This window comes from Accumulibacter sp., assembly GCF_031732815.1.
Lineage (GTDB): Bacteria > Pseudomonadota > Gammaproteobacteria > Burkholderiales > Rhodocyclaceae > Accumulibacter.
On record NZ_JAVMKF010000261.1, the window covers coordinates 3,427 to 17,029 of the forward strand.

The 13,603-nt window shown below is 67.2% G+C and carries 15 protein-coding genes; 5 read left to right on the forward strand and 10 right to left on the reverse strand.

The features are described 5' to 3' along the window. The 5 genes from RKP46_RS15385 to RKP46_RS15405 form a co-directional block, all read left to right on the forward strand. Positions 1-199, forward strand: a 199-nt coding sequence (locus RKP46_RS15385) for a c-type cytochrome (protein WP_409194157.1), incomplete at its 5' end; no start/stop codon positions are given. A gap of 159 nt (positions 200-358) precedes the next feature. Then, positions 359-1,306, forward strand: coding sequence for a hydroxymethylbilane synthase (hemC, locus tag RKP46_RS15390; RefSeq protein WP_311107446.1), 948 nt, complete (start codon positions 359-361; stop codon positions 1,304-1,306). Then, on the forward strand, positions 1,303-2,079 hold the full coding sequence (locus tag RKP46_RS15395) for a uroporphyrinogen-III synthase (RefSeq protein ID WP_311107447.1): 777 nt from the start codon (positions 1,303-1,305) through the stop codon (positions 2,077-2,079). The genes hemC and RKP46_RS15395 overlap by 4 nt, the downstream gene beginning before the upstream one ends. Beyond that, a complete protein-coding gene (locus tag RKP46_RS15400; protein WP_311107448.1) occupies positions 2,076-3,197 on the forward strand; it encodes a uroporphyrinogen-III C-methyltransferase in 1,122 nt (373 codons plus the stop codon). Before RKP46_RS15395 ends, RKP46_RS15400 begins: the two co-directional genes overlap by 4 nt. Beyond that, positions 3,194-4,360, forward strand: a complete 1,167-nt coding sequence (locus RKP46_RS15405; protein ID WP_311107449.1) for a heme biosynthesis HemY N-terminal domain-containing protein — start codon at positions 3,194-3,196, stop codon at positions 4,358-4,360. The genes RKP46_RS15400 and RKP46_RS15405 overlap by 4 nt, the downstream gene beginning before the upstream one ends. A 19-nt stretch (positions 4,361-4,379) precedes the next feature. On the opposite strand, the gene hemF is transcribed toward RKP46_RS15405, so the two are convergent. The 10 genes from hemF to RKP46_RS15455 form a co-directional block, all read right to left on the reverse strand. After that, the gene (hemF, locus tag RKP46_RS15410) at positions 4,380-5,297 is read right to left on the reverse strand and encodes an oxygen-dependent coproporphyrinogen oxidase (protein ID WP_409194158.1); all 918 of its coding nucleotides are present in this window, start codon (positions 5,295-5,297) and stop codon (positions 4,380-4,382) included. Positions 5,298-5,357: 60 nt separating this feature from the next. Further along, on the reverse strand, positions 5,358-6,641 hold the full coding sequence (gene purD, locus RKP46_RS15415) for a phosphoribosylamine--glycine ligase (RefSeq protein WP_311107450.1): 1,284 nt from the start codon (positions 6,639-6,641) through the stop codon (positions 5,358-5,360). A gap of 96 nt (positions 6,642-6,737) precedes the next feature. Continuing rightward, the gene (purH, locus tag RKP46_RS15420; RefSeq protein WP_311107451.1) at positions 6,738-8,303 is read right to left on the reverse strand and encodes a bifunctional phosphoribosylaminoimidazolecarboxamide formyltransferase/IMP cyclohydrolase; all 1,566 of its coding nucleotides are present in this window, start codon (positions 8,301-8,303) and stop codon (positions 6,738-6,740) included. A 49-nt stretch (positions 8,304-8,352) separates the two neighbouring features. Continuing rightward, on the reverse strand, positions 8,353-8,601 hold the full coding sequence (locus tag RKP46_RS15425; RefSeq protein ID WP_311107452.1) for a helix-turn-helix domain-containing protein: 249 nt from the start codon (positions 8,599-8,601) through the stop codon (positions 8,353-8,355). Beyond that, a complete protein-coding gene (dusB, locus tag RKP46_RS15430) occupies positions 8,598-9,647 on the reverse strand; it encodes a tRNA dihydrouridine synthase DusB (protein WP_311107453.1) in 1,050 nt (349 codons plus the stop codon). The genes RKP46_RS15425 and dusB overlap by 4 nt, the downstream gene beginning before the upstream one ends. A gap of 40 nt (positions 9,648-9,687) precedes the next feature. Further along, complete coding sequence (gene minE / locus RKP46_RS15435) at positions 9,688-9,954, reverse strand: cell division topological specificity factor MinE (RefSeq protein WP_311107454.1); 267 nt, start codon at positions 9,952-9,954, stop codon at positions 9,688-9,690. 1 nt (position 9,955) lies between these two features. After that, positions 9,956-10,777 carry a septum site-determining protein MinD gene (minD, locus tag RKP46_RS15440; RefSeq protein ID WP_311107455.1) on the reverse strand — a complete coding sequence of 274 codons (822 nt, stop codon included), beginning with the start codon at positions 10,775-10,777 and terminating at the stop codon, positions 9,956-9,958. Positions 10,778-10,878: 101 nt separating this feature from the next. Next, positions 10,879-11,718, reverse strand: coding sequence for a septum site-determining protein MinC (gene minC / locus RKP46_RS15445; RefSeq protein ID WP_311107456.1), 840 nt, complete (start codon positions 11,716-11,718; stop codon positions 10,879-10,881). Positions 11,719-11,899: 181 nt separating this feature from the next. After that, on the reverse strand, positions 11,900-13,051 hold the full coding sequence (locus tag RKP46_RS15450; protein ID WP_311107457.1) for an FAD-dependent monooxygenase: 1,152 nt from the start codon (positions 13,049-13,051) through the stop codon (positions 11,900-11,902). After that, the coding region (locus RKP46_RS15455; protein ID WP_311107458.1) for a M24 family metallopeptidase at positions 13,044-13,603 on the reverse strand (560 nt) is incomplete at its 5' end. The genes RKP46_RS15450 and RKP46_RS15455, both read right to left, overlap by 8 nt.

Below are 13,603 nucleotides of genomic sequence, written 5' to 3' on the forward strand. Positions count from 1 at the left end.
GCGGGGAATGTTTCCCATGCTCGTCGGGCAATACACGAACTACCTGAAGAAGCAGGTCGACGCCTACCTGAAGGCGGATCGCCCGCACGACGAAGAGAGCGCGCGCGAAGGCGTGCTGTACACGCTGTCGGCGAAGGACATCCAGGACGTGCTCGCTTATCTGACCGCGATCCAGGGGGTTCACGAAGCCGATCGCTGAGCGCGCGCCCGGCGGGTGGGGCGGCTTTGCTGCCTGCTCGGGCGGCGCCGCGGCCCGGCGGGCAGCGCAGGACGCCTGATCAGGGCATGTTAGAATCTCGCCTTGGCTCGCCCTGGCGTCGGTGCCGCGCGCTGATCGCGTTTCGTATGGAATCGTCCCTTGCCCTCTGAATCATCCCCCGCTGCCCGTCTGGTCATCGCTTCGCGCGAGTCGCGCCTTGCTCTGTGGCAGGCCGAACACGTGCGCCAGCGGCTACGCGCGGCGCATCCGCAACTGGTCGTCGACATCCTCGGCATGACGACGCGAGGCGACCGGATTCTCGATCGTCCGCTCGCGGCGATCGGCGGCAAGGGCCTGTTCATCAAGGAACTCGAACTGGCGATGGTCGAGGGCGCGGCCGACCTGGCGGTGCATTCGATGAAGGACATGCCGATGGAGATGCCCGAGGGCTTCGTCCTGGCCGCCATGTCGCCGCGCGAAAACCCGTGCGATGCCTTCGTCTCCAATCGCTTCGCGACGCTCGACGAACTTCCGGCGGGGGCCGTCGTTGGCACCTCCAGCCTGCGCCGCGAAGCGGTCTTGCGCGCCAACCACCCGCGACTGGTGGTGCGCAGCCTGCGCGGCAATCTGGATACCCGTCTGCGCAAACTGGACGCCGACGAGTACGACGCGATCATTCTCGCGGCCGCCGGTTTGCTGCGTCTCGGTCTGGCGCAAAGGATCAGGTCGCTGCTCACACCAGAGCAGTCGTTGCCGGCGCCCGGGCAGGGTGTCCTCGGGATCGAGGTGCGCGCCGCGCGTGGCGATGTCTGCGCGCTGGTCGCTGCGCTCGACGATGCCGACTGTGCGCGTTGCGTGCGCGCCGAGCGGGCTTTTTCGCGTGCGCTTGGCGGGAGCTGTCAGGTTCCGCTGGCGGCGCATGCGGTCCTCGACCAGGGCGCGCTCTGGCTGCGTGGATTCGTCGCCCTGCCCGACGGCAGCCGAATGATCAGCGGCGAACTGCGCGGCGAAGCGGATGCCGGCGAGTCGATCGGTCAGGAACTGGCGCAGATGCTGCGTGAGCGCGGCGCCGACACGATACTCGCGGCGCTCGCCGGGGCTCGATGACCAGCTCGCTGGCCGGCCGGCGCATCGTCGTCACGCGGCCACGCGCACAGGCGACGCGACTGGCCAGCCTGATTGCCGAGCGCGGTGCTTGTCCCTTGCTTTTCCCGCTGCTGGAAATTGCCCCCGACGAGAACCAGGCGCCACTGCTGGCGGCTATCGCGCGTCTCGACGATTACTCGCTGGCCATCTTCATCAGCCCGAACGCGGTCGACTTCAGCCTGCCGAAGATTCTCGCGCTGCGCCCTTGGCCGGACGCTCTGCCGGCGGCGGCGATCGGCCCGAGCACCGTCGAGCGCCTGCACGCCCATGGCCTCAGGCGGACGCTGCTGCCTGTCGGGCGCTTCGATTCGGAGGCGCTGCTCGACCTGCCCGAGTTGCAGCCCGAGCGCGTCGGCGGCCGGCGCATCGTCCTCTGGCGCGGCAACGGCGGGCGTGAACTGCTCGCTGCGACGCTGCGCGCGCGCGGTGCCGAAGTGGATGCGGTTGCCTGCTACCGCCGTTCGGCGCCGGCCGATGCCGCAGCGTGGCACGAACTGCAGGCGGGCGGCACGATCGATGCGTGGACGATTTCTTCCAGTGAGGGTCTGCGCAACCTCTACGACTCGCTCGACGAAGCGCAGCGCGAGCGCCTGCGCAGCACACCGGTGTTCGTTCCGCACGCACGGATTGCTGAAGTGGCGCAGCAACTCGGTCTGCGCGAGGTCGTCCTCGGCGCTGCGGCCGACAGCGGAATCGTCGCTGCGCTCGACGCCTACGATTGGTCGGCCCGATGAGCGACGGCGAGCGCGCGACACCGCAGGACGCAGCCCCGGCCGAAGTGGCTGCTCCGGCACGAGCACCGGCAACGGCGCTGCCGGTAGCCCCGGTGGTCGCCGTGGGCGCCGGTTGGCGGGCTGATCCGTGGCTGCTGATCGCCGTTTTTGCGCTTGGCCTGGCTGCCTGGCAGTGGTTTGAGACGCGCCTGAAGCTGAGCGACACGCAACAGGAACTCGCCCGTCGCCTGGCCGAGAGCGAAGCGCTGGGTGCCGAGAGTCGTGCCCTGGCGAAGCAGGCGCAGGAACAGCTCGCCGGCGTGCTCGGCCGCCTGGGGGCGCTTGAAGGGCGTATCGCCGATTCGCAGAGTCAGCAGGCGATGCTGGAGAGCCTCTATCAGGACCTCGCGCGCAGCCGCGAGGAGTGGGCGCTGGCCGAGGTCGAGCAGGGCGTCACCCTGGCCGCGCAGCAATTGCAACTCGCCGGCAACGTGCAGGGGGCAGTGCTCGCGCTGCAGACGGCCGACGCTCGCCTGGCGGGCAGCAATCGGCCGCAGTTCATCGCCCTGCGCAAGGTCTTTGCGCGTGATCTCGAACGCCTGCGCGCCTTGCCGCAAGTCGACCTGGCCGGAATGAACCTGCGTCTGGAAAGCGTGATCAATGCGATCGATGGCTTGCCCTTGGCCGTCGATGGCCGCCCGCGCGTGAAGGACGAGCCGGCGAGTTCGCCGGCCGACACGACTGAGCCAGCGTCTGCGGCCAGCCTGGCTTTCTGGCGCCGATTGGCGGGCGAGTTCTGGAGCGAGCTCAGGAGCCTGGTTCGCATCCAGCGTTTCGATCGTGCCGAACCGGCACTGCTGGCGCCGGGGCAGGATTTCTTTCTGCGCGAGAATCTCAAGCTGCGCCTGCTGAATGCCCGCCTGGCTCTGCTGGCGCGCGATCAATGGACGTTCCGCAACGAGTTGAGACACGCGCAGGCCTGGCTGGAACGCTATTTCGACCCGCATAGCGCGGCGCTGCCGACGGCGCAGGCAGCGATCAGGCAGCTGGCTTCGACCGATATCAGCCTCGAGCTGCCCACGCTCGGCGAGAGCCTGGCCGCGATCAAGACCTTCCGTCTGGGCAAGGAACGCCGGTGAGGCGCCTGTTCCGGCTGCTCGCCCTGTTTGCGCTGGCAGTCGGTATTGCCGTCGCAGTGCGCTTCAACGAGGGCTATCTGCTGCTCGTCGTACCGCCTTACCGGGCGGACGTATCGCTTGCCCTGGCGCTCTTCGTGCTTGCGCTTGCTTTCCTGCTTTTCTACGGCGTCGTGCGCGGCATTGGTCTGGCGCTTGCCTTGCCTGGACGGGTCGACGGCTATCGCCGTCGCCGGCAGCGCGAAAAGGCTGCCGAAAGCCTGCGCGAAAGCTGGCGACTGCTATTCGAAGGGCGCTATTCGCAGGCCATGCGTCGCGCCGGCGAGGCCTCTGCCGTGGGTGAATCGCCCGGGCTGGCGGCCCTGCTGGCGGCGCGTGCGGCGCAGCATCTGCGCGAGGTCGGCAAGGCGCAGTCCTGGCTGGCGCGGGTCGATCGTGACGACCGCCGGCTGACGCCAGCGCGCCTGATGGTCGAGGCCGAGATCTACCTCGATGCGCGCTGCTTTGCCGAGGCGGCCGAGGCGCTGCAGCAGCTGCAGGCGATCTCCGGTCGGCACATCGCCGCGCTGCGTCTGGAGCTGCGCGCGCATGAAGGCTGCGGCAACTGGCCGGAGGTGATCCGTTTGACGCGTCTGCTCGAGAAGCGCGCCGCGCTGGCGCCGGAAGTCGGCGAGCAGATCAAGCTGCGCGCCTACCGCGAACTGATTCGTCAGCGTAGCGACGTCGGCCAACTGCTCAAGACCTTGCGCCGGGTACCCGCGGCCGAATGCCGTGGGCGCCTGGCCAGCGTGTTTGCCGAAGCGCTGCTCGTCGACGACGCGCACGACGAGGCGCAGAGCCTGCTCGATCGGTGCCTGGCGGTCGAATGGGAGAGCACGCTGGTCAGGCTCTACGGCCAGTTGGCAACGAGTGATCCGACGGCCTGCATCGCGCGCGCGGAAAGCTGGTTGCCCGAGCATCCGGACGATGCCGAACTGCTGCGCAGCCTGGGTCGGCTCTGCCTGCAGCAGCGCCTGTGGGGAAAGGCGCAGAGCTATCTGGAGGCCTCGCTGGCGCTGGCCGATCGGCGCGAAGTCCGCCTCGAGCTGGCGCGTCTGTTCGAGCAGACCGAGCGCGCGCAGTTGGCACTGCCGCATTACCGGGCGGCCGCCGAGCAAGCGGAGTGAAGCGCGTGGCGTGCCCCGGCTAGAGCCAGTCGCGCGGGCGCAGGACCTCGTCGAGTTGTGCCTCCGGCGAACCCGGCTCCGCGTGCCAGTCGTAGCGCCACTTGACGATCGGCGGCAGCGACATCAGGATCGATTCGGTGCGCCCGCCCGACTGCAGGCCGAACAAGGTGCCGCGGTCGCAGACCAGATTGAATTCGACGTAACGGCCGCGCCGGTACGCCTGGAAGTCGCGTTCTCGTTCGCCAAACGGGGTCTTTCGGCGACGTTCGACGATCGGCAGATAGGCGTCGGCGAAGGCCTTGCCGACGGCGCGGGTGAGCGCGAAGCAACGCTCGAATCCGCCCTCGCTGAGGTCGTCGAAAAAGATGCCGCCGACGCCGCGCGCTTCCGCTCGGTGTTTGAGATGGAAGTACTCGTCGCAGGACTTCTTGTAACGCGGGTAGAGTTCGTCGCCGAAAGCGTTCAGCGCGTCGCGGCAGACGCCATGAAAGTGGCGAATGTCTTCGACGAAGGGATAATACGGTGTCAGGTCCATGCCCCCGCCGAACCACCAGGCGGGCGCTTCGTCTGGCTTAGTCGCGAGGAGCGCACGGACGTTCATGTGCGCCGTCGGACAGTAGGGATTGGTCGGATGAAACACCGCCGAAACGCCCATGGCTTCGAACCCACGTCCGGCCAGCTCGGGGCGTTGGGCGCTCGCCGACGGCGGCAGCGCGTCACCACGCACGTGCGAAAAGGCGACACCGGCACGCTCGAAAACGGCGCCGCCCTCGACGATGCACGTGCGCCCGTCGCCGCTCAGCGCTTGTCCAGCCGCCTTTTGCCAGGGATCGCTGCGAAAGCGCGCTTCGTCACCGCCCGCCAAGGCTTCAGCGGCGGCGACCAGGTGCGTCTGCAGATCGGTGAAAAAGGCGCGTAGCGCGAGCGGATCAATCATTGTGCCTTTCCGCAGTTACACCACGACCGGCGCAACAAGGCCGGCGTGCACGTTGCGGGCTCACCGGCCGAGCGCGCGATGGCCGATATCGCGGCGATACTGCATGCCAGCGAAACGAATCCCGTCGATCAGGCTGTAGGCGCGCTTCTGCGCCAGCCTGATGTTGTCGCCGAGCGTCGTGACGCAGAGCACGCGACCGCCGGCGGTGAGTATCCGGCCCTCGCTTTCACGCGTACCCGCGTGGAAGACATGACTGTCCTCACTGCCTTTCGGCAAGCCGCTGATCTCGTCGCCCAGGCGCGGCGTGTCCGGATAGTTTGCGGCAGCGAGCACGATGCCGAGCGCGACGCGCCGGTCCCAACTCGCTTCGATCCGGTCGAGGCGGCCGCTCACCGCGTGTTCGAGCAGTTCGAGCAAGTCCGACTTCAGACGCATCATGATCGGCTGCGTTTCCGGGTCGCCCAGGCGGCAATTGAACTCGACCGTCTTCACCGATCCGTCCGGCGCGATCATCAGCCCGGCGTACAGGAAGCCCGTGTAGGGAATTCCTTCAGTGGCCATGCCGCGTACCGTCGGGAGGATGATCTCGCGCATCGTTCGCGCGTGCACCTCGGGCGTCACCACCGGGGCCGGCGAATAGGCGCCCATGCCGCCGGTGTTCGGGCCGCTGTCGCCGTCGCCAATCCGTTTGTGGTCCTGACTCGAAGCGAGCGCCAGGACGTTCTTACCGTCGACCATGACGATGAAGCTGGCTTCCTCGCCCTCCAGGTACTCCTCGATCACCACGCGTGCCGGCGCGCCGGCGTCTGGCGCGTCGCTCGTCGGTACGGGTGGCAGGATGCGGTCGAGCGCCGCGTGTGCGCTCGCCTGGTCCATGGCGACGACGACGCCCTTGCCGGCCGCCAGTCCGTCGGCCTTGATGACGATTGGCGCGCCGTGCGCTTCCACGTGTGCGTGCGCCGCCGCACGGTCGGCAAAGGTCGCGAAACGGGCGGTCGGGATCTGGTGCCTGGCCATGAAGCGCTTGGCGAAGTCCTTCGAGCTCTCCAGTTGCGCCGCTTCGCGCGTTGGACCGAAGATGCGCAGACCGCGGTCACGAAACAGATTGACGATGCCGCCGGCGAGCGGGGCTTCCGGACCGACGACGGTGAGCTGGATGCGCTGTTGTTCGGCAAAGTCGGCGAGCGCCGCGGGATCGCTGAGCGCGACGTTTTCCAGATCGTGCTCGCGCGCCGTGCCGGCGTTGCCGGGGGCGACGAAGACTTTTGGCCGACTGGGCGATTTTGCCAGGCGCCAGGCAAGCGCGTGCTCACGGCCGCCGGAGCCGACGATCAAGACGTTCATTACTTTCCTTTCACGGCGCTTCGCCGTTGGCTGGCGCTGGCCGCCATCGCGCCAACGAGCAGCCGGATGAGTTCGCGCAGGGTGTCGGCAAGGGACTCAATGGCGGAAGTGGCGGGTGCCGGTAAACACCATTGTCAGGCCGTGTTCGTTGGCGGCGGCGATTACTTCCTCGTCGCGCAGTGATCCACCGGGCTGGATGACCGCCGTGGCACCTGCTTCGGCGAGCACATCGATACCGTCACGGAAGGGGAAGAAGGCATCCGAGGCGACGCACGATCCGCGCACGTCCAATCCGGCGCTCGCCGCTTTGCCGGCGGCGATACGTGTTGAATCGACACGGCTCATCTGGCCGGCGCCGACGCCCAGTGTCATGCCGCGGGCGCAGAAGACGATGGCGTTCGACTTGACGAACTTGGCCACGCGATAGGCGAAAAGCAGGTCGGCGATCTGCTCGGCAGTGGGCGCCAACTGGGTGACCACGCGCAGGTTGGCGGCCTGCACATTGAAGCCGTCGGGCGTCTGGACGAGCAATCCACCGCCGACGCGCTTCATTTCGCAAGCGTGATGAGCGCGCGCCAGCGGCAGTTCGAGGACGCGCAGATTCTGCTTGCTGGCCAGCAGCTCGCGCGCGGCGGGCGTGAAACCGGGCGCGAGAAGGACTTCGACGAAGTGCTTGCGCGCGTTCATGGCTGTCACGACGTCGACGTCGACCGTGCCGTTGAACGCGATGATGCCACCGAATGCCGATGTCGAATCGGTCTGGAAAGCCTTTTCGTAGGCGCTCACCAGGCGATCGTCGATCGCCACGCCGCAGGGATTGGCGTGCTTGACAATGACGCAGGCGGGCGCGTCGAAGGTTTTGACGCACTCCCAGGCCGCGTCGGCGTCGGCAATGTTGTTGTAGGACAGCTCCTTGCCCTGCAGTTGGCGATAGTCGGCGATCGCTCCCGCGGTGTGCCACTGATCGCGATAGAAAGCGGCTTGCTGGTGTGGGTTTTCCCCGTAGCGCAGCGTCTCGACCCGGTCGAAAGCGAGCTGCAGGTGCGCGGGAAACTGTTGCGGCTGCCCGCCTTGATCAAGGGCAGTCAGCCAGTTGGCGATCGCCGAATCGTAGCGCGCGGTATGCACGAAAGCCTTTTTGGCCAGCGCAAAGCGGGTTGCCAGGCTGAGGCTGCCGGCATTTGCGGCGATTTCGGCGAGCAGCGCCGGATAGTCGTCGGGGTCGGTGACGACGGCCACGCCGCCGTAGTTCTTGGCCGCCGAGCGGACCATCGCCGGTCCACCAATGTCGATGTTCTCGATCGCTTCGTCGAGCGTCACCCCGGGGCGGGCGACCGTCTCGCGGAAGGGGTAGAGGTTGACGCAGACCAGGTCGATCGTCGGGATGGCGTGCTGCGCGATCGTCTGCACATGTTCGGGCAGATCGCGGCGGGCCAGGATGCCGGCATGGACTTTCGGGTGCAGCGTCTTCACGCGTCCGTCGAGCATTTCCGGGAAGCCGGTGTAATCGCCCACCTCGGTGACCGGCAAACCGGCCTCGCGCAGCATCCTTGCCGTGCCGCCGGTGGACAACAGGGTGACACCCTGCGCGACGAGGCCGAGGGCGAACTCGCGCGCTCCGGTTTTGTTGGAAAGGCTGATCAGGGCTTGGCGGATTTTCATGATGGGCGGGAACGAATCGATGAGGGAAGGGAAAGGTGACGAGCGCGGGTCAGGCCACGATCTGATGATCAAGCAGCTTCTTGCGCAGCGTGTTGCGGTTGATGCCGAGGATTTCTGCCGCCAGTGTCTGGTTGCCGCCGGTCATTTCGAGCACGACTTCGAGCATCGGGCGCTCGACGCTGCGGAGCACCATGGCATAGACGGCGGCCGGCTTTTCCCCATCCAGCTGCTGAAAGTAGGTCTGCAAGGCGGCGCGCACGCAGGCGGCGATGTCATTGTCACGAGGCGTCGGGATCATGCGGCGAGTTCCTGGCGATCGTCGGCAGCCGCGAGAGACGCCGACCGTTGCGGCGAGGCCGGCAGATACTCCGCTTCGCCGGCAAGAAAGAAAAAGAAATCGTCTACCGCCTGGCGTTGCCCGCTGGCGGTCGGCACGCGGTTCATCGCCTGGCGGAAAGCGGCCGAACCCGGCAGCCCGCGCGTGTACCACGAGATGTGCTTGCGCGCCATGAGGACGCCGGTTTCGCAGCCATAGAAGGCGTGCAGGTCTTCCAGGTGGGCGAGCAGGATCTGGTGGATCTCGGTGATACGCAAGGCCGGCGCGTGCCGGCCGGTTTGCAGGAAATGGGCCATTTCGCGAAACAGCCACGGCCGGCCTTGCGCTGCACGCCCGATCATCAGCGCATCGGCGCCGGTCGCGGCAAGAACGAAGCGCGCCTTTTCCGGGGAATCGATGTCGCCGTTGGCGATGATCGGGATGCGCGCGGCGGCCTTCACCGCCCGGATCGTCTCGTATTCGGCCTGTCCGCTGTAGCCACAGGCGCGCGTCCGGCCATGCAGGGCAAGCGCTCTGACTCCGGCGGCTTCCGCGATGCTCAGGATGCGGCTGGCGTTGCGGCTGGCCTTGTCCCAACCGGTGCGGATCTTCAGCGTTACCGGCGTCGTCGGGACGGCGTTGACGACCGCTTCGAGAATCCGGCCGACCAGCGGTTCGTCGCGCAGCAGGGCTGAACCCGCCATTACGTTACAGATTTTCCTGGCCGGGCAGCCCATGTTGATGTCGATGATCTGCGCTCCGCGGTCGACGTTGTAGCGCGCCGCGTCGGCCATCATCGCCGGATCTGCGCCGGCAATCTGCACGGCGATCGGTGCCACTTCGCCGTCATGGTTGGCCCGTCGCCGCGTCTTCACGCTGCCGTAGAGCAGCGAGTTTGAAGTCACCATCTCGGAGACTGCCAGGCCCGCGCCCATCGTCTTGCAGAGCTGGCGGAACGGGCGGTCGGTGACCCCCGCCATGGGCGCGACGAAAAGATTGCTGGCGAGCGAAAAACCAAGGAATTGCATGGCCGAGAGGTGCCGGTAGCGAGCGGGAAAAGGACGAATTTTACAACTTGCCGGCTTTCTCCGGCATGACGATATTGACTTCCAGGACCTCGCAGTTGCCCTGTTTTTCGAGCGACACCTTGATGTCGTCCTCGCTGACCGACACGTACTTGGAAATGACCGCGATCAGCTCCTTCTGCAAGGCCGGCAGGAAATCCGGCGTTGCGTTGCTCGCCCCCCTTTCATGGGCAATGATCAGCTGCAGACGTTCCTTGGCGATCGCCGCGGTCTTGGGCTTGTTGCCGAATATCAGCGAAAACAGCGACATCCTACTTACCCCCGAACAGTCGCTTGAACAGACCCGGTTTTTCGTAGTCGACGTAACGCAGCGGAATCGTCTCGCCGAGGAAGCGGCCGACGACGTCGAGATACGCTCCGGCAACGTCGGTCCCGGCGAGATGCACCGCCGGAGTACCGGCGTTCGACGACTGCAGGACCGCCTCGGATTCTGGAATGACGCCGATCACCGGGATACGCAGGATTTCCTGCACGTCCTTGTACGAGAGCATTTCGCCTTCATTCACCCGCTTGGGCGAGTAGCGACTGATCAGCAGATGCTCCTTGACCGGTTCGCCGCCAAGCAGCGCGCGGCGCGATTTCGCCTGGATGATGCCGAGGATGCGGTCGGAGTCGCGCACTGACGAGACCTCGGGGTTGGTGACGATCAGCGCCTCGTCGGCGAAGGTGAGCGCCATCACCGCACCACGCTCGATGCCGGCCGGCGAATCGCAGACGACATAGTCAAAACCCATGTGTTCGAGTTCCTTGAGCACGCCTTCGACGCCCTCTTCGGTCAGTGCATCCTTGTCGCGCGTCTGCGAAGCGGGCAGCACGAAGAGCTGGCCATTTGCGCAATGCTTGTCCTTGATCAGTGCCTGGGTCAGCGTCGCTTCGTGGTTGAGAACGTTGACCAGGTCGTACACAACTCGGCGTTCGCAGCCCATGATCAGGTCGAGATTGCGCAGACCGACGTCGAAGTCGATCACCGCCGTCTTGTAGCCGCGCAGGGCGAGGCCCGAAGAGAAGCTGGCGCTGGTGGTGGTCTTGCCGACCCCGCCCTTGCCGGACGTTACGACGACGATACGGGTCACCGGTCATCCTCCGCAAAATAAAGGCGAGATTCTACTCGCAGAAAGCATCTTCCGCCGCAAGCGGCGGCGCGCGTCGCTCCGACCGCTGCGCAGCGCGCCGGTCAATCGGTCTTCAGCGGCTCGACCAGCAGCTTGCCGGCCTCGTCGTCACTTCCGCCGGCCAGCCTGACCTGGACTGCCTGGCCGGCGAGGCCGGCGGGAACGCCGCCATCAAAAGTGCGATAGAGGCCGGCGATCGAAACCAGTTCGGCGTCGAAGCGCGTGCACAGGATGCGCGCGCCAGTGTCGCCAGCGGCGCCGGCGAGGGCGCGCCCGCGCAACGGTGCGTAGATGTGGATGCTGCCGTCGGCGATCACTTCTGCGCCGGCGTTGACTGCGCCCAGGATGACCAGATTGCTGCCGCGTGCGTAAACCTGCTGGCCCGAGCGCAACGGGCGGTCGATGAAGAGCGTCGGGAGCGGGCCGAGCGGCGGCTTGGCCGCCGCTGCTGGCGCGCTGGCCGGCGCGGCCGGGGTTTCCGGGCTTTCCGGCGGCGCGGCTGCCGCCGTTGCTGCCGGTAAAGCTTCGTCGACCGCCGCGCGCGCCTCGGCTGTGTCGGTTGCCGCGGCTGCGTTCGCTGCGCGCGCGCCGGTCGCGTAGGTCGGCAAGCCGGACGCGGCGGCACTCGTGCGCAGCGCCTCGCTGCCGCCACGCACGCCGATCAGGTTCAGCCCGTGCGTACGCAGCGTCTGCGCGATCGCCTGCCAATCGGCCGCGTCCGCATCGGCGAGCGCGGCGAGTTCGAGCAAGGCGGGGTCGCCGTCGAAAAACGGATCGTCGCCGAACAACTCCCGCGCGGCGACTGCCACATCTTCGACGACGAGCGAGCGCAAGGTGACGACGACGACGGGTAGGGTCGTCCCCTTGAATTCGATCAACTGGTGGCTTTTTCTGGTCTGCATGGTGTTCGTCTCACCCGTCTTGGCTGCCGCTTGTCTGAAGCCCGCCAGTCTAGCCGAAAGCGCCGGGAAAGACGAACCGCCTGGGTTGCCGGATGGCCGTGCCGTGCCGTAGCACCGATACCTCACGCCGGCCGGCCGTCGAACGTGTCATCGTAAACGTGAATCTTCTCGGGCGCGGCGGCTACAGCCAGGCGCGCGCGCCCCAGATCATGCGTTTGGCGACGAAGTGGCGCAGCGCAGGCAGCGTGTCGAGCGCCAGCAGGCCGAGGCCGCGCGCCGCGCGCAGCGGCGGGATGTCGTTCGAGAAGACGCGTACGATGCCGTCGGTGAAAGCCATGCTGCCGCTACGGTCGAGCCAGCGCCGGCGCGCGTAACGATCGAGGAGCTGCGTCGCGCCGGGATCGTCGGTATGGTCGAAGAGCGCTGCGGCGAGTTCGCAGGCATCGCGCAGGCCGAGGTTGAAGCCCTGTCCGGAGACCGGGTGCAGGCTTTGCGCGGCGTTGCCGATCCAGACCTGGCGCGCGCCGGCCAGTCGTCGGCGAACGCGCAGCGCGAGCGGAAAGGCGGCGCGCCGCCCGCTGGCGACGAAATCGACGCGACCACCGAACTGTTCGCGCAGCGCGGCGAGAAAGTCTTCGTCGGACAGTGTCTGCAAGTGCTCGGCGCGTCCGGGCGGGACGGTGAAGACGATCGAGTAGTCGTCACCGAGCGGCAGCAGGGCCAACGGCCCGTCGGGCGTGAAGCGCTCCCAGGCGCGTCCGCCGGGCGGCGCGTTCGGCCGCACTTCGGCAACGACGGCGTGCTGGCGGTAATCGAAGACGCGTACGTCGCTGGCCGCGCCGGGCGTGCCTTCGGCGTGGACGAGCAAGCGTGCCTGCAGCGTGCGCTCGCCGTTGGCACCGCCCAGCCTGAGCCTCACCATCTCCGCGTCGACCTCGAGGCCAACTAGCGACGTGTCGTGCAGCAGGCTTGCCGCGTCGATGCGCGTGGCCAGCCGGCCGGCGAGTTCGCGGTAGCGCATGACGTAGCCGAGCGCCGGGATGTCATAGTCGCTGGCTTCGATCAGCGTTCGCCCGAAGCCTCCGCGCTGCGAGACGTGGATCGTCGTGATCGGCGTTGCTGCCGCGTCGTTCCAGGCGTCCAGGCCAGTGAGCACCTGCCGCGTGCCGTGCGACAGGGCGAGCGCACGCGGATCGCCGGCCCAGGCCGCAGGCGAACGGCTGTCGATCAGGAGGACGCGCCAGGGGCCGTCAGTCAGGGCGAGGGCGAGCGTCATGCCGACCGGGCCGGCGCCGACGACGGCGATGTCGACGGTTTCTATCGCCTCATTCATGGTGCATGACTTCCTCGATCTCGCCGACTGTACGCGGCGCATTGGTGTACACCTGGCTGCCCGTGCTGGTGACCAGGACGTCGTCTTCGATGCGCACGCCGATGCCGTGCAGGTGTTCGGGCACTTTGTCGCCCGGTCGCAGGTAGAGGCCTGGTTCGACGGTCAGCGTCATGCCGGGGGCGAGGACCACCCAGTCGTCGTCGCCGCTACCCGTTCGGTAGGCGCCCGCATCGTGCACGTCGAGACCGAGCCAGTGGCCGGTGCGATGCATGTAGTAGGGCTTGTAGGCCTCGCTCTCGATCACCGCGTCTGCCGTTCCGGTGAGCACGCCAAGATCGATCAGTCCCTGGCTGAGGACGCGCAAGGCGGCGTGATGGTAGTCGACGAAACGCGCGCCCGGTCTGATCGCGCCGATCGCTGCCGCCTGCGCCGCCAGGACGATTTCGTAGACCGCACGCTGCTCGGTGCTGAAGCGGCCGCCGACCGGAAACGTGCGCGTGATGTCGGACGCGTAGCCTTCGATTTCGCAGCCGGCGTCGATCAGGACCAGCG